This is a genomic window from Methanosarcina baltica (assembly GCF_055394095.1).
On record NZ_AP042463.1, the window covers coordinates 252,047 to 272,400 of the forward strand.

Annotated in this window: 10 protein-coding genes and 7 tRNA genes; 12 read left to right on the forward strand and 5 right to left on the reverse strand. The window is 44.0% G+C overall.

The annotated features are described in order from the left end of the window. Positions 1 to 10: 10 nt before the first annotated feature. A complete protein-coding gene (locus ACZ5QV_RS01300) occupies positions 11 to 217 on the reverse strand; it encodes a zinc ribbon domain-containing protein (RefSeq protein WP_464600876.1) in 207 nt (68 codons plus the stop codon). A 159-nt stretch (positions 218 to 376) separates the two neighbouring features. Here ACZ5QV_RS01300 and ACZ5QV_RS01305 point away from each other — a divergent pair, with 159 nt between their 5' ends. The 4 genes from ACZ5QV_RS01305 to comE all read left to right on the forward strand — a co-directional run bounded on the left by ACZ5QV_RS01305 (position 377) and on the right by comE (position 6,083). Next, the gene (locus tag ACZ5QV_RS01305; RefSeq protein ID WP_464600877.1) at positions 377 to 1,186 is read left to right on the forward strand and encodes a tetratricopeptide repeat protein; all 810 of its coding nucleotides are present in this window, start codon (positions 377 to 379) and stop codon (positions 1,184 to 1,186) included. A 1,661-nt stretch (positions 1,187 to 2,847) separates the two neighbouring features. Next, on the forward strand, positions 2,848 to 3,312 hold the full coding sequence (locus ACZ5QV_RS01310) for a hypothetical protein (RefSeq protein WP_464600878.1): 465 nt from the start codon (positions 2,848 to 2,850) through the stop codon (positions 3,310 to 3,312). Between the two features lie 197 nt (positions 3,313 to 3,509). Continuing rightward, entirely contained in the window at positions 3,510 to 4,763 is a 1,254-nt protein-coding gene (locus ACZ5QV_RS01315) for a cysteate synthase (protein ID WP_464600879.1), read from the forward strand. 177 nt (positions 4,764 to 4,940) lie between these two features. Continuing rightward, entirely contained in the window at positions 4,941 to 6,083 is a 1,143-nt protein-coding gene (gene comE / locus ACZ5QV_RS01320) for a sulfopyruvate decarboxylase subunit beta (protein WP_464600880.1), read from the forward strand. Positions 6,084 to 6,842: 759 nt separating this feature from the next. On the opposite strand, the gene ACZ5QV_RS01325 is transcribed toward comE, so the two are convergent. Beyond that, complete coding sequence (locus ACZ5QV_RS01325) at positions 6,843 to 8,171, reverse strand: methanogenesis marker 16 metalloprotein (RefSeq protein WP_464600881.1); 1,329 nt, start codon at positions 8,169 to 8,171, stop codon at positions 6,843 to 6,845. Between the two features lie 227 nt (positions 8,172 to 8,398). On the opposite strand from ACZ5QV_RS01325, the gene ACZ5QV_RS01330 reads away from it, so the two are divergent. The 8 genes from ACZ5QV_RS01330 (at position 8,399) to ACZ5QV_RS01365 (ending at position 13,209) form a co-directional block, all read left to right on the forward strand. After that, positions 8,399 to 8,472: transfer RNA gene (locus ACZ5QV_RS01330), tRNA-Val, on the forward strand. A gap of 142 nt (positions 8,473 to 8,614) precedes the next feature. Next, a tRNA-Phe gene (locus ACZ5QV_RS01335) sits at positions 8,615 to 8,689 on the forward strand. A 37-nt stretch (positions 8,690 to 8,726) separates the two neighbouring features. Continuing rightward, positions 8,727 to 8,798 (forward strand) — tRNA-Gly (locus ACZ5QV_RS01340). Positions 8,799 to 8,841: 43 nt separating this feature from the next. Then, positions 8,842 to 8,918, forward strand: a tRNA-Val gene (locus tag ACZ5QV_RS01345). A gap of 52 nt (positions 8,919 to 8,970) precedes the next feature. Beyond that, positions 8,971 to 9,045 (forward strand) — tRNA-Phe (locus ACZ5QV_RS01350). Between the two features lie 38 nt (positions 9,046 to 9,083). After that, positions 9,084 to 9,155: transfer RNA gene (locus ACZ5QV_RS01355), tRNA-Gly, on the forward strand. 49 nt (positions 9,156 to 9,204) lie between these two features. Beyond that, positions 9,205 to 9,278, forward strand: a tRNA-Val gene (locus tag ACZ5QV_RS01360). Between the two features lie 307 nt (positions 9,279 to 9,585). After that, a complete protein-coding gene (locus ACZ5QV_RS01365; protein ID WP_464600882.1) occupies positions 9,586 to 13,209 on the forward strand; it encodes a PAS domain S-box protein in 3,624 nt (1,207 codons plus the stop codon). 381 nt (positions 13,210 to 13,590) lie between these two features. On the opposite strand, the gene ACZ5QV_RS01370 is transcribed toward ACZ5QV_RS01365, so the two are convergent. The 3 genes from ACZ5QV_RS01370 to ACZ5QV_RS01380 form a co-directional block, all read right to left on the reverse strand. Then, positions 13,591 to 15,255, reverse strand: a complete 1,665-nt coding sequence (locus tag ACZ5QV_RS01370) for an IS1634 family transposase (RefSeq protein ID WP_464599431.1) — start codon at positions 15,253 to 15,255, stop codon at positions 13,591 to 13,593. A 251-nt stretch (positions 15,256 to 15,506) separates the two neighbouring features. Further along, a complete protein-coding gene (locus ACZ5QV_RS01375) occupies positions 15,507 to 15,665 on the reverse strand; it encodes a hypothetical protein (protein ID WP_464600883.1) in 159 nt (52 codons plus the stop codon). A gap of 278 nt (positions 15,666 to 15,943) precedes the next feature. Further along, positions 15,944 to 20,176 carry a PKD domain-containing protein gene (locus tag ACZ5QV_RS01380; protein WP_464600884.1) on the reverse strand — a complete coding sequence of 1,411 codons (4,233 nt, stop codon included), beginning with the start codon at positions 20,174 to 20,176 and terminating at the stop codon, positions 15,944 to 15,946. Positions 20,177 to 20,354: the final 178 nt, after the last annotated feature.

Here is a 20,354-nt window from a genome sequence, read left to right on the forward strand (position 1 = left end):
AAAAAACACATCAAGTAAACAAATCGAAAATGTTTCCCAACATACTGCTGCTGGCCTTGTAAAACTCGGTGTACTTGCAGCGGGTGCAGGTTACGTGGGTAAATTTCTTGTTCTGGACATCGAGGAGTTTGCTCAGGCCTCCGCTTGTGGCGTGGATTTCTCCGGTTTCGCATTCTGTGTTTCCGCACTTGGGACAGACGAAGTTTATTTTTGACATTTTTTTACCTCATGAAGATTGACTTATGGAAAAGTGGGACTTGCTCTATTTAGTTTTTTTGCGGACAGGCCCCCGGCCTGGCTCCTTCTGGAATGCTGTCCGGGAAAAAAGGGATTAAAAGCAAAACATATATAAAAATATACAACGGATTGGTATCTCATGTCCAGACAGAAAATTGACCGGGCCGCCCGGTTACTTGAGAAAGCTTCGGGCCTGATTAACACGTTCAAATATAACGAGGCACTGAAGGTCTATTCCGAAGCCGAAAAGGTTGCGGATAAATCGGGAGACCCCCGGACGGTGTACAATGTTTACTACACAAAAGGGAGTTTTACACAGGCCCTGAGGCTACATGCGGAAGCCTTCAAGCTTTATGGAAGAGCTTCGGAAGTCGCGGACGAAATGATTGCGGCGGAACCTGAAAGCCTGGGGGCCCTGACCTGTGTTGCGGCCGTAAACAATAACCTGGGGCTCCTTCAACAGGGAGAGAACAGGCTTGAAAAGGCCGGGGAGCACTTCGAAAAAGCAGTTAAAGCAACCAGGAAAATTCTTTCTAAGGAGCCGGAAGACATCCCTTACCTGGCCCACTTCGGCATGATCTCGAATAACCTGGGGAACCTCTGCTCAAAACTCGGGGAGTATGAAAAGGGAGAGGGGTATTTCAAAGAGGCCCTTGGAGTTTATGGGAAGGTCCTTAGGAAAGAGGGTAAAAACAACGCCTATGAGTCCTGCCTCGGGACGGCCTACGTTAACCTCGGGCTCCTGGAAGGGAAGGCCGGGAAAAAGGACGAAGCCGAAAGTCACCTGGAAAAGGGCCTTAAAATCCGCGCGAAGCTGCTTACCGAAAACCCTGAGAACAGGGAGTACAAAACTGACTATGAGATGACCCTCAAAAAGCTGGGAGAACTTCGGGAAAGAGGGACGCTGGAAGAGGAAAGTTGCAAAAAGGAAACCGGGGCTGAAAGCTAAGGAATGAATCAAATATAATATCAAGTATAAATCATTAGCAAGAGAACTTTCAACCACGGAAGACACGGAAGGACACGGAAACCGGCCTGCGACACCCGAGTTGCGCTACCCGAGTTCCGCTTCGGCACCCGAGTTTCGCTTCGGGAGCACGAGGTCCGTTTCGCTCGCTTCGCGAGCTCAAGCGGACTAAAAAACGCCAGATCAATCTTAAATATCGTCTTAAGGCATTCTTTTTCCGTGCTTTTCCGTGGTTTGAATACACCCACACCAAACACCCCCTCACACAAAAACACAATATGTATGAGTGTTAAGCAACTCCCGAAATAAAACCTGAAGTTATATTTTCACCATTCCTAAACAACGTCAGAGCAACCTTAAATATCGTCTTCCTGCATTCTTTTTTCCGTGTATTCCGTGTGTTCCGTGGTTTGAATGCACACACACCAAACACCCCCTCACACAAAAACACAACATGTATGAGTATGAAGCAACTCCCAATATAAAACCTGAAGTTATATTTCACCATTCCTAAAAAACGCCAGAGCAACCTTAAATATCGTCTTCCCCGAGTTTCGCTTCGGGAGCACGAGGTCCGTTTCGCTCGCTTCGCTCACTCAAGCAGACTAAAAAACGCCAGAGCAACCTTCAATGGCGTCTTCCTGCATTCTTTTTTCCGTGCTTTTCCGTGGTTTGAATACACACACCAAACACCCCCTCACACAAAAACACAACATGTATGAGTATTAAGCAACTCCCGAAATAAAACCTGAAGTTATATTTTCACCATTCCTAAACAACGTCAGAGCAACCTTAAATATCGTCTTCCTGCATTCTTTTTTCCGTGTATTCCGTGTGTTCCGTGGTTTGAATGCACACACACCAAACACCCCCTCACACAAAAACACAATATGTATGATTATGAAGCAACTCCCAAAATAAAACCTGAAGTTATATTTTCACCATTCATAAACAACACCAGAGCAACCTTAAATATCGTCTTCCCCGAGTTTCGCTTCGGGAGCACGAGGTCCGTTTCGCTCGCTTCGCTCACTCAAGCAGACTAAAAAACGCCAGAGCAACCTTCAATGGCGTCTTCCTGCATTCTTTTTTCCGTGCTTTTCCGTGCTTTTCCGTGGTTTGAATACACACACCAAACACCCCCTCACACAAAAACACAACATGTATGAGTATTAAGCAACTCCCGAAATAAAACCTGAAGTTATATTTTCACCATTCCTAAACAACACCAGAACAACCTTAAATATCGTCTTCCTGCATTCTTTTTCCGTGTATTCCGTGTGTTCCGTGGTTTGAATGCACACACACCAAACACCCCCTCACACAAAAACACAACATGTATGAGTATTAAGCAACTCCCGAAATAAAACCTGAAGTTATATTTTCACCATTCCTAAACAACACCAGAACAACCTTAAATATCGTCTTCCTGCATTCTTTTTCCGTGTATTCCGTGTGTTCCGTGGTTTGAATGCACACACACCAAACACCCCCTCACACAAAAACACAACATGTATGAAGCAACTCCCAAAATAAAACCTGAAGTTATATTTTCCCCATTCACAAACAGGAAAAGTGTTAAAAAAAATTAAAACGAAAGCAGGAAAGAAATATTAAAGAAGAAAACAATACTGCTCATAACTATGAAAGCCAGAGCGGTAATCACAATCGTAATCCTCATCTCGTCCATCCTTCTGGCAATTAACTTTTCTCCCGTAGTGAATACGGGGCAGTTCACGGAGGGGAACTACATCCACCTTGACCGGGTGGAGCTCACATTCGACGGGCTTGACGCCGATGTCAGTGTCCATTACCAGCTCAGCCCTTTTGCCCAGACCTACATATTCTTATTCGGGAGCAGGCACCTGGAACCGAAAATAGACGAAATCTTTTTTGACTTTGAAGACCCCAGAATTCTGGAGATAGGGCGAAAGGAGGCCGCAATCCGCATAACTAACATCTCAAGACAAAGCGATAATTACTTCCTGCACGACACCCACAAACTCGGGACGCGACCGGACATGCTGATCCTTATCTATCCAGACGGGACCCGCAAAAATACACCCAATGCTGCAGTTACTCCGGATACGTTCTATGGCCAGAGCTGAAGCTCTGACTCTTAAACTTTTTTAAGGGATCTTTTTTGAAGCACTCTTTTTTCAGTCGGTTTCACTTGAGCTCAAGCCGACCCGCAAAGTCCCTCTTGTGGAAAAAACTACATGAGATCTGGCCCGTCCCGGACATTTTAACGTTTTTTTTGGGAACATGTATATAATGAAAAAACCCCAATTTCCCGGTGATAGCAATGGGAAGATTCACCTTAAAATGTCTGAAATGCGGAAGCGAATACGGACAGACCTACAAACTAACCTGCGATAACGACAATGCTCTTTTGCGGGCGGACTACGAGGAAAAACAACTTGAACTCAGGCCCCGGCCCGGGGTCGGAAGGTTTCATTCCTGGCTTCCGGTTCAGGAAGAACTCACAACCGAAGCCGGCCCCATAACCTATAGGAGCAAGGCCCTTGCAAAAGAGCTCGGCCTCTCAAACCTCTACATAGGTTTCAGCGGGTACTGGCCTGAAAAAGAGGCCTTCATAAAGACCTGCTCCTTCAAGGAACTCGAAGCCCACCCCACGATGCAACTCTTAAAGGAAAGCGGGGGAAAGGCCATCGTGCTCGCCTCTGCCGGAAACACAGGCCGGGCTTTTGCTCACGTCTCGGCTCTCACCGGAAAAGACGTCTACGTCGTGGTCCCTGATTCCGGGATGTCCAAGATGTGGCTGCCCGAAGAGCCCACCGACTCCATTCACCTCATCAGTATGGCCCCCGGAAACGACTACACGGACGCAATCAACCTTGCGAGCCGGCTTGCAAAGCTCCCGGGCATGATCTCCGAAGGCGGGGCCAGAAACGTTGCCCGGCGGGACGGCATGGGGACCGTCATGCTTGATGCGGCCGTTACCATCGGGAAGATGCCGGACCACTACTTCCAGGCTGTTGGGAGCGGGACCGGCGGGGTTTCTGCCTGGGAGGCGTCTCTCCGACTCCGGGCAGATGGGCGCTTCGGCACAAAACTTCCGAAACTCCAGCTCACCCAGAACCTGCCCTTCGCCCCCATGTATAAAGCCTGGGAGGCCGGAAGACGGGAAATCATCCCTGATATTGACATGAAGGACGCAAAACAGCAGATAGAGGAGACCTACTCCTCCGTTCTCACCAACCGGGCCCCGCCTTACTCGGTCATCGGCGGGCTCTATGACGCACTTTCCGACACCGACGGCATCATGTACGGGATTACAAAAGAGGAAGCCCTGGAAGCCAAAAAACTCTTCGAGGACCTCGAAGGAATCGACATTTTGCCCCCCTCCGCAGTTGGCGTGGCCTCCCTCCTCAAGGCCATCGAAGCCGGAAATGTGGGCAAAGACGACTGTATCCTGCTCAATATCGCGGGCGGTGGGGTTGAAAGGTTGAAGGAAGACCTGACCCCAATCCTTATTCCCCCGGTCGCAACCGCAAAAGACCCCGAAGTTCCGCTTGAGGACCTTATTGAGGAATAAAAACGGGAACCAGAAAAGCGGAAACAGGAAACGGAAACAGAAAATACGGAAACAGGAAATACGGAAACAGAAAAAGGAAACAGGAAAAATAAATCAGGAAAATAAATCAGGAAAATAAATCAGGAAAATAAATCAGGAAAATAAATCAGGAAAAAAAGCAGGCAAGAAGGTAATCGCATGGAAAGTCCGGAAGAAGAAGTCATAAAAATCATGAAAAAGGCAGGCATAGACTTTACGGCAACGCTTCCCTGCGACCGTATCAAGAACCTGCTGCCTCTGGTATCGGAGAATTTCCCGGAAATCAAGCTGACGCGGGAAGAAAACGGGGTTGGGGTCTGTGCTGGGGCCTACCTTGCTGGGGCAAAGCCCATGATGCTGATACAGAGCACGGGGCTCGGGAACATGATAAACGCCCTTGAATCCCTGAACGTCGTCTGCAAAATCCCGCTGCCCATCCTTGCGAGCTGGAGGGGGGTCTATAAGGAAGGGATCGAGGCCCAGGTCCCTCTGGGAATCCACCTCCCCGAAATCCTCGAAGGGGCCGGGTTCAAGTACACTATAATAGACGCGCCTGAAAAATTACCCCTTCTTGAAGAGGTTATCAAAGATGCCTTTTCAAAGTGTCGTCCCCATGTGGCCCTTATCTCCCCGAAGGTCTGGGAGGTCTCGGGCTGCTGTGCCTGGGAAGCTCAAAAGGCTCCGGAAAGGGGACAGGAGCGGACGTGCAGGTACACTCTGACTCAGGACCTCCTTGAACCCCGGATGCTCCGGAATGATGCGATTTCCACCCTTGCGGCCGAACTGGACGGGGAAATTACCGTAACAAACCTCGGGGTTCCCTGCAAGGAACTCTACGCGGCCCGGGACCGGGACCTAAATTTTTACATGTTCGGCTCAATGGGCCTGCCCTCGGCAATCGGGCTCGGGCTTGCCCTCTGCTCGGAGCGGAAGGTCGTTGTCTTTGACGGGGACGGGAGCCTTCTCATGAACCCGAACGCCCTTCTGGAAATCGGCCGGGAAGCCCCAAAAAACCTCGTTATTATAGGCCTGGACAATGGAGCCTACGGCTCCACAGGTTCTCAGGAGACCTGTGCACTCCGCTACATCGACCTGGAAATCCTGGCCAGGGCCTGCGGGATCGGGAATACTTTCAAGGTAAATACCCCGGAGGGCCTGGTGGAGGCTTTCGGAAAATGCAGGGAGCGGGAAGAGCTTTCCTTTATTCATGTGATCCTTAAACCGGGGAATACGAAAGCTCCGAACATTCCCCTCAGTCCAGAGGAGATCACTAAGCGTTTTATGGATGCTTTAAGTTTCTGAAAAGCCGGGTCTGGGACCAGAACTTTCAGGGATATATAAAACCGGGCTCGGGAGTAAAACCGGGCTCTGCAAAATATTTTTTAGGGCTGAATTGAATATTTTTGGAAACTTTGTTCAGATGCGAAGGGTCGGTTAAGTGAAATGTTTTAACCGGGGTTTGGTTTGCGAGGGCGAGGTCCGAACAGGTAGATCCGTATTTTTAAAGGCCTGCTGTTTTTTCCCTCCGGCTGGCCGTAATTTTTTGGATTTGGGTCTGTGTCCGTTTTTTCCTGAAAAACCCGGCCTCCTGCGTCGGCCGTTGAGAGCGCCGGGATCTCAAATCGATTTCGCAAAAAGGGTCGTTTCATTGAGTATGTTTTAGAAATCCAGGGCTGTTTTTGAATTCGATTATTAAAGGACCGGCGTACTCAACGGCCGCAAGCTGGGCTTTTCGTGACTGATATGGAAAAAATAGATCAAAAGCACATGCTTATTTTTTTAAGAATGTACTATAAGGCCAAACAAAAAGGAATGCAGTTAAGTGGTATGTTTTCTTTCTTTCGGCCCAGCGGTTTTTAGCCAGTGTTTTGTCTTCATTTTCATTTCGAACAGGCCGGCCTCCTCCGTCGGCCGTTGAGAGGGCCGTTTTTCCAGATAAACTCCAGCTCGAAAAGGCCCGGTTTCTGCTCGAAACTCTTAATTATGGAGCTTGGGCCAGTAGCTCGGACTTTAGCCGGAGCCGAGGGCGGTAGAGGGGAGGGGTCCCCCCTTCCCTCTTCTTCAGTCAAACCGGATCTTTTCAACAGGTTCCTTTAACCTGAACTCTCCGGAAAGCACCTTCTCTTTAAGCTCCTCAGCAGCCTTTACGGCCCTCGCCCGGTCGGACTGCCGGAGGGTCACCTTAATATCCCTCATACAGCCCCCGGCCGTGCAGCTAACAGTCCCGAGTTCGGCCTTAAAAGCTCCTCCCCGGCACCTGGATACACAGAGCCCGCAGTTAAAGCAGAGCTTCGGGTTATGCTTGATTTTACCCTCGGGAGTCTTTATAATGGCCCCCATAGGGCAGACTCCTTCCACGTCGCAGCTTTCGCATTCCAGGCAGGCTTCCGGCTTATAGCGGACTTTCAGGTCGGTTCCGTCCCAGACGTCCCCGTAGGAAATTTCGCAGAGGGGAATCCTTCCGGCAAGGTCTACGAGCTGGAGAGGGATTTCCCGGTCCGGTTTTAGAATGGTTTTGAGCATTTCAGGGGTCAGGACCGGGACGGGAACAGCCCAGGTGTTGATTATTTCGGGGCCTCCGGAGGTTACGAAGCCTCCCATGTAGTCGGGGTCCATGTTGTGCAGGTCCGCAAAGCCCGAAAGGTTCGGGTTGGTCGCAGAACTCCGGGTGCCGGGGCCTGTTACAAAGCCTTCGGCCCCGTTTATAAGGACTCTTGTCCCTATGCCGATGCTTTCTAGTTTGGGATCATTTTCGAGGGGGTTTAAGGCCCCGCAGCCGCAGAAGGTCATTTCCTTAAATTCTCCCTCGAAGGGCAGGGCGTGGAAAATCGTATTCAAAGGCTCTTTTCCGGGGTTTACGAATGCCTTGTAGTTTTTGAAAGCGTGCCGGGTCGCGTAGAGCCTTGCAAAGGGCATTTCGTAAAGGGAGGTTTCAATTGAAAATGAGGGAGTGTCTCCGACAGGTTCGACGTCCACAGTTATTGTTTTTCCTTCCACAAGTTCCCTGAAAAGGTGCCCTCCCCCGTAGCGGGGGTCGGTCTTGCTGTGGGCGGTGCCAAGTACGATCAGATCAAGGACGCCAAGCCTTTCGTTCGGGCAGGGCCCGACCACTGCGGGCACTCCATTCAGGTAAACCTCTGAGGCTCTGACAAAGCTGTCGGGTTCCGAGACTTTGAAGGAAAAGACGGCGTAGGTCCCGCTCATGATGCCGCGTGTTGCGGTTGTGACGACGTCAACATCTTCAAAAGCCACTTTTTCGCCTGCCCTGACCCTGGCGGCGACTTCCTCGGCTGTCAGGACTACGGCGGCTCCTGCGTCAATCCTGGCCTGGATTTTCGAAAAAGTCCGGGTTTTTCCGGAACTGTCATAAGAATCATCTGGATTTTTCATAATTTCCTTTTTCCTAATCGTTGTCTTTATCCTGTTTTTATCTGTTTTTATCCTTTTTTATTCTATTTCAGGATAAGGTATAGAGTATTTTCGGAAATTGTTTTGATTTTTTTAAAAGTCATGTTTAATTTATGTATAAGTAGGCCTCCCCCACCCAAAATATTTATATACGATTATGCATTCTATGGTGTTGTACTGCGGTGCAAGAACAGGAATAAAACAGAAGTGGGCTCGTGGTCTAGCCGGTTATGACGTCGCCTTGACATGGCGGAGGTCCTGAGTTCGAATCTCAGCGGGCCCACTCAAAAATTTTCCGGAGTTTTTTTCGGAAAGTTAAAAAACAGAAAAACGTTTTACTGAAAAAAACGGAAAAACGACTACCTAAAAAACGGTTATTTGACTATTTTGTCAAAATAAGTTTTTCAGGTAGTAATTATCCCCCCGCCCAGGTAGCTCAGTGGGAGAGCGCTGCCCTGAAGAGGCAGTTGTCCCCGGTTCGAATCCGGGTCTGGGCACCATAAAGTATATCCAAATATATATTAAAATATACATCTTACATCAGTAGTGTAGTGGTTATCACCGGGCGTTGCCAACGCTCGAACTCGGGTTCAAATCCCGGCTGATGTATCGACGTTTTTCATACCTACTGCATAACTTCAGAAGCAAATGTGGGCTCGTGGTCTAGCCGGTTATGACGTCGCCTTGACATGGCGGAGGTCCTGAGTTCGAATCTCAGCGGGCCCACCAAGACTTTTCAATTAATCTGTAATAATCCGTAAAATAATCCGTAATTCCCGCTGCCCAGGTAGCTCAGTGGGAGAGCGCTGCCCTGAAGAGGCAGTTGTCCCCGGTTCGAATCCGGGTCTGGGCACCATGAAATATACATCCACATATCTATTAAATATACATCTCACATCAGTAGTGTAGTGGTTATCACCGGGCGTTGCCAACGCTCGAACTCGGGTTCAAATCCCGGCTGATGTATTTTCTTTTCTCAATCATACTGTATAAATTTAAATTCATAAGCAAATGTGGGCTCGTGGTCTAGTCGGTTATGACATCGCCTTTACACGGCGGGGGTCCTGAGTTCGAATCTCAGCGGGCCCACTGATTTTTTTTATTTTTTCAGGTTATTTCAGGTTATTTTTTGTTTTCAGGGTAGCGGAGCGGTTGATTTTTTAGATATTTTCCGGAGGTCCGAAATAGGTTTATTAAATCGTTCCTGTTCCACGCCAGGATGTGGCTTTCCGGGTGAAAAATCGAATAGTTTTTATTGTATATACCCATACAGTTTTTTTATCTTTTAAATCAATACAAATTATTTTTTAGTCATCAATTTAAAAAAATTTAAAAGCGATCCTGATAAATGATTGATAAAAGGACCGTCAGTCCTCGATAATCGGAGAAATGTGGAATGGAAAAAAACCTGAGAAAGTCTGGTATTGACATTATTGGAGATGTGCCATGGGGAACACATTTCTGCCAGTTCTACCAGACCAGGGAAGATTTGATGGACATACTTGTCCCCTACTTCAAAGCGGGGCTGGAAAATAACGAATTTTGTATGTGGGTCACATCACAGACTGTAGAAGTGGAAGAGGCAAAAGAATCCCTTAGAAGAGCTGTTCCTGATTTTGATGTTTATCTTGAGAAAGGGCAAATCGAGATTATTCCCTACACTCACTGGTATTTAAAAGAGGGTATTTTCGATTCGGAGAGAGTCTTAAACGGCTGGATTGAAAAACTAAATCATGCTCAAGTTAAAGGCTACGCTGGTTTGAGGTTGAGTGGGGATACCTTCTGGCTGGAAAAAAAAGATTGGAATGGTTTCGTTGAATATGAAGAAAAAATAGACAACATTATCGGCAACTATCCTATGATTGCGCTATGTACCTATTCTCTCGACAGGTGCAAGACAACTGAGGCCATCGATGTGGTCGTCAATCATCAATTCTCCCTGGTCAAAAAAGAAGAAAAATGGAAGCGGATAGAAAGTCCCAAATGCAGGAAGGCACAAGAAACAGCTCTTCAAGCAACAAAGAATTGGGAATATACCTTTGATGCTATTCCGGATCTTATAGCCATAATTGATACAAAACATCAGATCGTTCGTGCGAACAGGGCAATGGCGGCAAAATTGGGCATAAGCCCGGAAGAGTGTTCAGGTTTAACCTGTTATTGTCTTATCCATGGGACGGACAATCCTCCCTCTTTTTGCCTGCATAGGCAGTTACTTATGGATGGGCTTGAGCATACCAAAAAAGTTCACGAAGATTACCTGTGCGGAGATTTCATGGCAAGTGTCTCGCCACTGCATGATTCTGAAGGAAAGCTCATAGGATATATTCACGTTGCCCGTGACATTAGCAAACGTCAGCGGGCCGAAGAGTCATTGTGCGAGGGTGAAGAACTATTGCGCTTCGCGCTCGAAACCAGCCATACCGGCGTGTGGGCCCTCGACTTCGTGGATCATACCATTCATCGATCACTTGAGCACGACCGCATCTTCGGCTACGAGCAACTGCTCCCCCACTGGACCCATGAGATGTTCCTTGAGCACGTGCTGCCGGAGGACCGCACGATGGTGGACGCGAAGTTCCGTAAGGCCGAGGCCACGAACAGCGACTGGAATTACGAGTGCCGCATCCGACGCGTGGATGGTGTGATCCGGTGGATTTGGGCGGCAGGGGAGCACCGTGCGGATGCCACCGGAAACGTGCACCGGACAACGGGCATCGTTCAGGACATCACCGAGCGCAAGCAACTGGAAGAGCAAACTCGCCAGAGAGCCGAAGAAATAGAAGCAATTATGGAAGTTGCGCCTGTTGCTATCTGGATCGGGCACGACCCGCAGGGTCAAAATATCACTGGCAATCTGATGGCAAACGAGCTTTATGAGGCCGAAGTAGGAGAAAATGTCTCGGCGAACATCAACCCTGTACGGCGCTTCTTCCGGAATGGCCGTGAGTTGACCGCAGACGAACTGCCCATGCAAGAGGCTGCCTTAAAGGATATTGATATACATAACGTGGAATTGGATGCTTTGCTGCCCAGTGGGGAATGGAGGGGAATTCTGGGGTCAGCCAGCCCACTGCACGATGCCGAAGGGCGTGTGCGTGGGAGCGTCGGTGCATTTATAGACATCACTGAGCGCAAGAAAGTAGAAGAGGCGCTGCGCAAGAGTGAGGAAAAGTACCGCAATCTCATAGAAACAGCCAATGAAGGTATATGGATACTTGATGCTAAAGCCAGGACTACTTATGTTAATGAGAAAATGGCAAAGATGGTAAGATACAGTCGGGAAGCATTGGTTGAAAAAGCCGTACTGGATTTTGCCGATGAAGAGGGTGAAGCCATTTTCAAGAGGAAGATGAAAAGGAGACGGCAGGGTATCAATGAGATCCATGAATTCAAACTATTACGTAAAGATGGCTTACCTTTATGGGTTCTTATAAGTTCTAAAGCCCTTTTTGATAAGGATGGCAAGTTTACTGGCTCTATGGGCATGTTTACTGATATCACCAAGCGAAAAAAAGCAGAGATCAGGCTTAAAGAAACCCTCGATAATTTAGAAAATTTAGTTAAAGAACGTACAGCAGAGCTTGAGAAAGCTTATAATTCGTTGAAAGAAAGTGAAACAGGTCTAGCTGAAGCTCAACAAATGGCTCATATTGGGAATTGGTGTTGGGATATTGCAATTAATAAAATATACTGGTCTGATGAACTGTATAGAATTTTTAGACGTGACCCTCAAGAATTAGCCCCATCTTACAATGAATATTTAAATTACATACATCCTGATGATCGAGCCTACTTTGATAACGCCTCTAAGAATGCTTTAAATGGAATACCTTACAGCATTGATCACAGGATTATTTTAGCTAATGGGGAAAAACGCACAGTCCACATACAATCTGAAGTTATACTTAATGAGGAAAATATCCCTATCCTGATCAGGGGAATAGTTCAGGATATCACCGAGCAAAAAAAGGCAGAGGAAAAACTTCAGACCCTGGTGAATGCTGTGGAATCCTCAGATGATGCCATTATAACCAGATCTCTTGATGGTATTATTACAAGCTGGAATAAGGGAGCAGAGCAGATTTATGGTTATTTCACTGAAGAAATCCTGGGAAAAAACGTATCAATACTTGAACCGGATAATCTAAAAGGGGAATTAAATCAGTTAGATGAAAAGATTAAACAGGGAAAACGGGTCCGCCATTACGAAACATTACGCTTAAAAAAGGACGGCACAATAATAAATATTTCAATAACTCTTTCTCCGGTTTTTGATGCCTCCGGAAAGCTTGTAACTATCTCAACTGTTTCCAGAGATATTACTGAGAATAAAAAGGCAGAAGAAGCCCTGGAAAAAATACAGGAAATCCATATAAAAGAAATCCATCACAGAATCAAGAATAACCTGCAGGTAATCTCATCTCTGCTCAGCCTCGAAGCTGAAAGGTTCAGTGATGAAAAAATGCTTGAAGCCTTCCAAGAAAGTCAAAATCGTATAACTTCAATGGCTCTGATTCATGAGGAACTCCACAGAGGAAACGAACTGGACACCCTTGATTTTGCAGCTTATCTTCAGAATCTGACTGCGGATCTTTTTAGTTCATATAATCTTAATGATGCTATTAGCCTGAAACTGGATCTTGAGCAGACTCATCTTGGCATGGATACTGCAATACCTCTTGGCATTATTGTGAACGAGCTGGTTTCAAATTCCCTGAAACATGCCTTCCCCGCCGGAAGAGCAGGTGAAATCCATATAAGTCTTTGCAAAACCGAAACTTTTGTCGCCAGGCATGATCTTTCCGATATAATGCGAAATCGGCTGAATACGGATGATTTCCATTACATACTCACAGTAGCGGATAACGGAATAGGCTTTTCTGAAGGAAAAGAGTTCCCTGATACGGATTCTCTCGGACTCCAGCTTGTAAACATTCTCGTTGAACAGATTGACGGCTCTGTAGAACTTAAAAGAGATAAAGGAACGGAATTCATTATCCTGTTCAAGAATGAATAAGCAAACGTGGGCTCGTGGTCCGGTCGGGAATGACCTCTCCTTTACACGGCGGGGGACTGGAGTTCGAATCTCAAGGGGGGCCACTGATTCTCTTTTCTGTTTCTATGATATTGAATGCTCTAACTTTGGATGTTTTTGTTTCACTTTTTTTGTTTCAGCTTTTTCTCTTCATTGTTTAATGTGAACCGCTTGCTCTCCTATTTCAAGATCAGGTGCATAAAAATAGAAATGGGAAAGTCCAACGTCGTAATAATCGCCATAGGCACTTCCCCTAACCCCCTCACATTTTCAAACTTTACTTTCAAAGATGCATGTTTTTCCGTTATCAAGCGGCTTTGTTTGTGTGGGCCTAAGGAATGAATAATCCTACTGATGACGTTTTTATTGGGGTGGCAGGTAATTACCCAAGTTCAAGAAAGAAAATAATGATGCTTGCTTTGTACTCATCTCTTCCAGAATAATATTACACTTATTTGATTCTTTATCCTGGATAACTGCCAGCCTAATTTCGGACAAATTTTCAATTAGTCTTCTCATAGAAAGACCATATCTCTTTGTCTCCCAGGCTAAATATCTGTAGAAAAGTAAGCCAATTATAGACAGAAATACGTGAACTTTGATATTTTCATCTTTGTGGTGGTACACCGGTCCCACAGGGACAAGCAGGTGATCATTCAATAGCTTAAAATCATCCTCTATAGCGCCTTTATTGTTGTATGTTTGCACAATTTTTTTAGTGTGCCAACGGTGCTTATCTGTAAATAGTATATTTTTTCCTAATGAATTTTCGCGCTTATTTTTATTCTCTTCGTCAATCCAGAACTTTAACTGAGGTTTTTTCTTACCTTCAGGAGCATCAGTAATTTCATATTTCACCATACTTCTGTATTTTTTGATAATAATGTCTGCAACCTCTTTTTCTACACTGCTCCTGTTTCTTGCTTTTCCTCTGTTGCTTTCCAGTCTCCTCTGTAGGTCTTCCAGATTCTCAGTTATTTTTGACATATTTGACTCACAAGTTCTTTTTTGAAGTTTGTGAGTTCCTTCATTGAAAGTAATTACTGTTGTAAATTCTGTCCCGTAAAACTGATGCTTTGTCCGATAGCCATAAATTTTGTGGCCTTCTGAGCTTTCATATAAAAATTGATATTTAGATAATGGCACTTCAAGAAGATCATCTGCCTGATTTGCTTTTACAGCCCCTACAAAATTCATCTTTGAAGTTGCTTTTTCAATGTTGTCCTTTGAATTGTTTCCCTTATCAAAAACAAGAACAAGGTCTTCCGAACAAATATTCAATTCGGTTAGACGGTTTACTATTTTGTCAACCAGACCTGAAAATTCCTCTGAATCATGCACATTTCCTGGATATGTCTCGTGAATAAAAGGTAAGTTGTAATCATTAGCAGCCAGCGCTACAGATACCTGATTTTTGTCTTTACGATGCTTTTTGTTATACCCTTTATGAAGCAATTCACTTTTTTCATCATAATTGGTAGCATAAGTGAACCAGTTTGATTCATCCACAAACAGTACTGAAGGGGTTAGTCCTTTTTCGATGAGAACTCGGCACAAATCGTCTTCAATATTTTTCATTGTGTCGGAATCAATGTAATTCATATGATTCAAAAAATTCTGACAATTTAATTTATGAGGGAATTTCCACTTAAAAGATAAGGCCGATTTTTTGAACCATTCCCCAATACCGTTTTCACTTAAAACTCCATGAGATTTCCCCACTATATCAAGTAAAAGATACTCTCCGACACTTAAACCATCGATTGATTTTTTCATAGTGTGCTTGTTCACTATGTCAACGAATCCAAGCTCTTCATTCACATGAAGAAGTGCGGCAAGTTTGCCGTACTCAAAAGATTTCAGTTTCATGTAGGGCAATGATTCACTCTGTTTTTTCATTTCAAATATTTTTTCGGCATTGCCTAAATATATCTGAAATATAGTTTTCACTTTTCCATCAATTCTGCCAGTTTTAATAATATACCAGTATTTTTTACCGTTGATTATTTTCTGTTTTAAAAAAACCATGATATAAATTTAGGTTCTACGTATATAAAGATATTTCTTCAAAAAACAGATACAATAGGCTTTTTAAATGTAATTTAGAACTTAGGCCTTACAAATATTTTTTTTAACGGATCTTCCTTGCCACTGATTTTTGTGGCAAATCAAGGCAAAAATAGCTCTTCTTTGAAAGCTGAGTCAAAGGTTCCAAAGGCCCTGAACAAAACAGGTGGGACACAGTCATTTCCGAAACCGAAACTGAAACCGGCGCAAGCTCAAAGTCCGGCGTCTTTGCAGGCGGCGACGTCGTCAAAGGGGCCGCAACCGTCATCAGCGCCATGGGGGTCGGCAAGAAGGCTGCGACCTATATTCGGCATGTTGACATTTAATTTTTCATAATTTTTACTGATTGTGATTTTAGGATTTTTCTCCATAATTGTGTGTAGTTATTAGGTTAACATATGATCCATACATGGTATCTCATAATAAACTTGAATGAAAAAATGGTTCAGTATTTATATCGTTGAGGGAGTTGAGCCACACGTTAACCAGTCTTAAACATAATTATATTTACCAACTGTTCACAAAACGATATCAGGAAAATTATTTTAATTTCTAACGTCGACCTGCTGAAAGCAGGATAAAAGATAGTAATCATTTTTTTAATTACTATCTTATCAAAAAATTATTATGTCCTACAGATTTGACTTTTTTATATTATGTGCCAGCCTACATACTTAGCATTGCGATTTCCCTTTTGAATTTTGCTCAAAGATATATCTTCTCGATCGGTTGTGTGAGCTGATAGGTACAACTCTCCATTAGATATATTGGTAATAATCATTGAATGGTCCCATCTTCCATCTGGTTTATTTTTGCCAGTTCCATCCATCTGTATAATATCTCCAACCTCTAACATAACCTTAACTTCTAAAAGACCCTTGCTATTTTTTTCTATGGGAACTTTCTTTGCTCTGTCAGGGTGTGTGGAACAAAACTTATAAAAATAATCAGCTACAGTCCATGTATAACTGTATATTTCTATATTTCTGTTCCAAAAATGCTCCCCTGGTTCATACTTCTCAAAGTACCATGTTTCGGAGCTCCGCTTATCATCCTTTACTATCTGCTTCCAACCTCCTACATAAAGACATTGAGAAACGTAGTTTGTGCAGTCCGAATCAAATGGATAGTAATCTTTATTATATGCGTCCTTATTGTTTGGATCATCTCCTTTCAGTGGTTCTACATATTTATGGGCATATTCTACTGCTGCTTTTCTATCATAAGTTGATTTACTTTTAGAAGTTTCTTTATTTTTTTCGGTAATTACAGAGGTACCCACAGTAAATCCATACTTATTACCAAGTTTTGTCAGTTCGATCTCTCCTGGTATTCCGTCACAATACCTCTCCGCTGAACCAATGGACTTCTGCCATTTCTTATATGCTTTGATAGTAGCAGTTCCATAGATTCCGTCCCTTGCATAGGAGTTATCTGCGAGGAATCCAGCTTCAACCAGAGCGGCTTCAACAATCTTCACAGGATCAACAGCATCCGGTGTTGTTCCGCCTTGGATTCTTTGGGGGTCAGAAGTTGCAGCCAGTTGAAGATAATATAATGAAACAGTTTTGCTTCCGCTTGTTTCTGACTTGGCAACCAGTTTTTCCTCTGTATTCGTTTTGGATTCAGTATTCATTGTGGAACTTTCACGCGTTAAGCCCCGTTCGAATTTGTTTTTCAACCATTCCTTAGTAGCGCCGATAAGGTTAGATTTCGGGTGATAACGTCGATAAAGCTCCGCTCCAAACGCTTGCCCTCGATTGTTAGCTAACATGTCATTTGGGTCATAGCCATCAGTGTCTTTGAACAAACTCGGAATTTCGTCGCGGAATATTTCCTTTCCATACTGCTCAATATCAGTTACTATTTTGGTGTTTTCGAACTCCAAAACTGCAGATGCAGTAAAATGCTGAACCTTATCGAAGCCAGTGTTTTCGTCCCTTCTGGCTAGTGCTTCATACAAATGCAATGCTGCTAGTCCTTGTGAGAAATCCTTAGATCCAAAAGCCTTGCCAACTGCTTCAATACCCTCGTCAGCGCCATTTAGTCTAATACTTTCCCTGATGACGGCTCGACTGAAAGTTTCGTAATAGTAGGATGGAAATACACCTATCGTCACATCCTGTTGTAATTTGCGAATCGCAAATGCCATCAACGGAGTTGCCCTAGACGGATCGTTTATCTGGCCGATGGTTTCTTGAGCGGAAATGCTCAGTCTACCATTCCGAAGAATCAAAACCTCTCCCTTGCGCAGTTCACTGTTGAATTGTTGATCTGAAAGGTGCAACTGAGACTGTGCATCTTCGTGACTCACGCACTCAGCTCTTCCACTATTCGGATCGATTCGATATATCTGAGGCTGTTCTTGTGTTGTAGTTTGAGTTGGCTGTTTATAATCAGGAGTATTCAGATTTATATCTACGTTTGACTCAAAAACTGTAGAGGTATCCACTGTAAATCCATACTTGTTGCCAAGCTTGGTTATGTCTTTCTCTCCAGGTATTCCATCACAATATTTCTCCGCAGAACCAATAGACTTCTGCCATTTCTTATACGCTTTGATAGTAGCAATTCCATAACTTCCATCATATGCATACTTATCATTAAGCAATCCTTCTTCAACCAAAGCAGCTTCAACAATCTTCACAGAATCAGTAGCTTCAGGAGTTGTTTCTCCCTGAGGTCTTGCGGGATCAGAAGTTGCAGCTAGTTGAAGATAACTTAATGAAACACTTTTGCCTGTGCTTATTTCTGTATCCTTTGTAGACGCTTTTACCTTTATATAACCATTTTTTGTTACCTTGTCACTGCCTGCATCACTAGTTGCTGTCAACCTCACCGTATAAGAGCCAGCTTTAGAATAGGTGTGAGTTGGATTTTGGTGGGTTGAAGTAGCTCCATCTCCGAAAGTCCAATACCAAGAAGTTGGTGTTTCTGTGCTCTCATCAGTAAACTCTACTGTTAGAGGTGTGTTTCCTGATTTAGGAGTTGCAGAAAACTTGGCAACCGTTTTTTCTGCTTCATATGATAGTGTTTCTGTATCCTTTATAGGAACTGTTACTGTTATATAATCATACTTTGTTTTCTCGTCACTGCCTGCATCATTAGTTACCGTAAGTTTTATTGTATAGCTTCCTGGTTTTGAATAGATGTGCTCTGGATCTTGCTTTTTTGAATTTGCTGTTCCATCTCCGAAGTCCCAGTTCCATGAAGTTGGTGTTTCTGTGCTCTCATCAGTAAACTCTACTGTTAGAGGTGTGTTTCCTGATTTAGGAGTTGCAGAAAACTTGGCAACCGTTTTTTCTGCTTCATATAATAGTGATTCTGTATTCTTTGTAGGAGCTGTTACCGTTATATAATCATACTTTGTTTTCTCGTCACTGCCTGCATCATTAGTTACCGTAAGTTTTATTGTATAGCTTCTTGGTTTTGAATAGATGTGCTCTGGATCTTGCTTTTTTGAATTTTCAGTTCCATCTCCAAAGTCCCAGTTCCATGAAGTTGGTTTTCCTTTACTCTCATCTAGAAATACTACTTTAAATGGGGCGGTCCCAGAAAGAACATAGGCATCAAAATCAGCAGCCGGTTTTTGTCCTGTATTAGTTGTGAGTTCTGTATCAATTGCTGGCTCTTTTACTGTTATATAGTCATATTTTGTTTCTTCATCACTGCCTGCATCATTAGTTGCTGTCAACCTCACCGTATAAGTTCCAGCTTGAGAATATTCATGAATAGGATTCTCAGAATCAGAAGTACTGCTGTCTCCAAAGTCCCAATAACAGTCGGTAGGGCTTCCGGTACTTTTGTCCGTAAACTCAACAGTCAAAGGGCCGATTCCTGATTTAGGAGTTGCAGAAAACTTAGCAACAGGATTCTTTATTGGCTCTTTCACTGTTATATAATTGTATTCTATTACTGTGTTACTGCCTGCAGCATTGACTGATGTAAGTGATACTGTATAGGTTCCTGGTTCTGAATACGTGTGCTTTGGATTTTTCTTTTTTGAGATATCTCCATCTCCAAAAGTCCAATACCATCCAGTAGGAGTTTCTGTACTCTCATCAGTAAACTTTACTTTTAAAAGACTGTCTCCTGAGGTCACATCACTGCTGAAACTTGCAACAGGTTTCTCTGGTGTATTTTTTGTAAAATCCACTATAATATAATTGTATTTTGTTTCCTTGTCACTGCCTGCATCATTAGTTACTGTAAGTGTTACTGTATAGCTTCCAGACTCTGAATAGGTGTGCGCTGGGTCTTGCTTAGTGGAAGTAGCTCCATCTCCAAAATACCAATACCATGAAGTTGGTTTTTCTTTGCTGTTATCGAAGAATATTACGTTAAGTGGTACATTTCCAGAAGGGATATATGCACCAAAATCAGCAACCGGTTTTTGTCCTGTATCCGTTATGGATCCTTTCACTGTTATATAATTGGACTTTGTTACTTTATAACTGCCTGCAGCATTAGTTACTTTAAGCGTTACCGTATACCTTCCAGGTTTTGAATAAGTATGAGTTGGATCCTGCTTAGTCGAACTGGTTCCATCTCCGAAAGTCCAATACCATGAAGTTGGAGTTCCTTTGCTTGTATCGAAAAATGGTGCTTCAAATGGTGCATCTCCAGAGGTAGAAAATGCAAAAAAATTAGCAACTGGTAATTCTGCAATGTTACTCTGTTCAGCTTGAACTGGGGTAATTACTACGCAAAGAACCATGGAGAGCATGGTCAATGTAGTAACTGCTTTTTTAAGTCCTTTTTTCGTATTGTGAACATCAACGGAATAATCAGAATTGTTAATATCTGCACACGCAATTACAGATTTTAAAATTAAAGAAATCGTCATGATCACTACTGATCTTATCCATATCCCCAAATTCATTGGTTTAACCTCCTTTGTCCACTTACAATATAATATTCAAACTTGAAGGACTGCATCGTGAGCAAATTTATAGACATTTATTGAAGTATTTCCTGACTTATCAGTTAATGTAGCTACTTCTCTTGTAATCTGTGGAAGACCTACATAACTTAACTTGAAAATCAATAGCATTAAATAT

Excerpts from the sequence above, each read along its gene's own strand:
- ACZ5QV_RS01300 (WP_464600876.1), bottom strand. The coding sequence starts at position 217 with ATGTCAAAAATAAACTTCGTCTGTCCCAAGTGCGGAAACACAGAATGC.
- ACZ5QV_RS01305 (WP_464600877.1), top strand. The coding sequence starts at position 377 with ATGTCCAGACAGAAAATTGACCGGGCCGCCCGGTTACTTGAGAAAGCT.
- ACZ5QV_RS01365 (WP_464600882.1), top strand. The coding sequence starts at position 9,586 with ATGGAAAAAAACCTGAGAAAGTCTGGTATTGACATTATTGGAGATGTG.
- ACZ5QV_RS01375 (WP_464600883.1), bottom strand. The coding sequence starts at position 15,665 with ATGGAGAAAAATCCTAAAATCACAATCAGTAAAAATTATGAAAAATTA.
- ACZ5QV_RS01370 (WP_464599431.1), bottom strand. The coding sequence starts at position 15,255 with ATGGTTTTTTTAAAACAGAAAATAATCAACGGTAAAAAATACTGGTAT.
- ACZ5QV_RS01315 (WP_464600879.1), top strand. The coding sequence starts at position 3,510 with ATGGGAAGATTCACCTTAAAATGTCTGAAATGCGGAAGCGAATACGGA.
- ACZ5QV_RS01310 (WP_464600878.1), top strand. The coding sequence starts at position 2,848 with ATGAAAGCCAGAGCGGTAATCACAATCGTAATCCTCATCTCGTCCATC.
- comE (WP_464600880.1), top strand. The coding sequence starts at position 4,941 with ATGGAAAGTCCGGAAGAAGAAGTCATAAAAATCATGAAAAAGGCAGGC.
- ACZ5QV_RS01380 (WP_464600884.1), bottom strand. The coding sequence starts at position 20,176 with ATGAATTTGGGGATATGGATAAGATCAGTAGTGATCATGACGATTTCT.
- ACZ5QV_RS01325 (WP_464600881.1), bottom strand. The coding sequence starts at position 8,171 with ATGAAAAATCCAGATGATTCTTATGACAGTTCCGGAAAAACCCGGACT.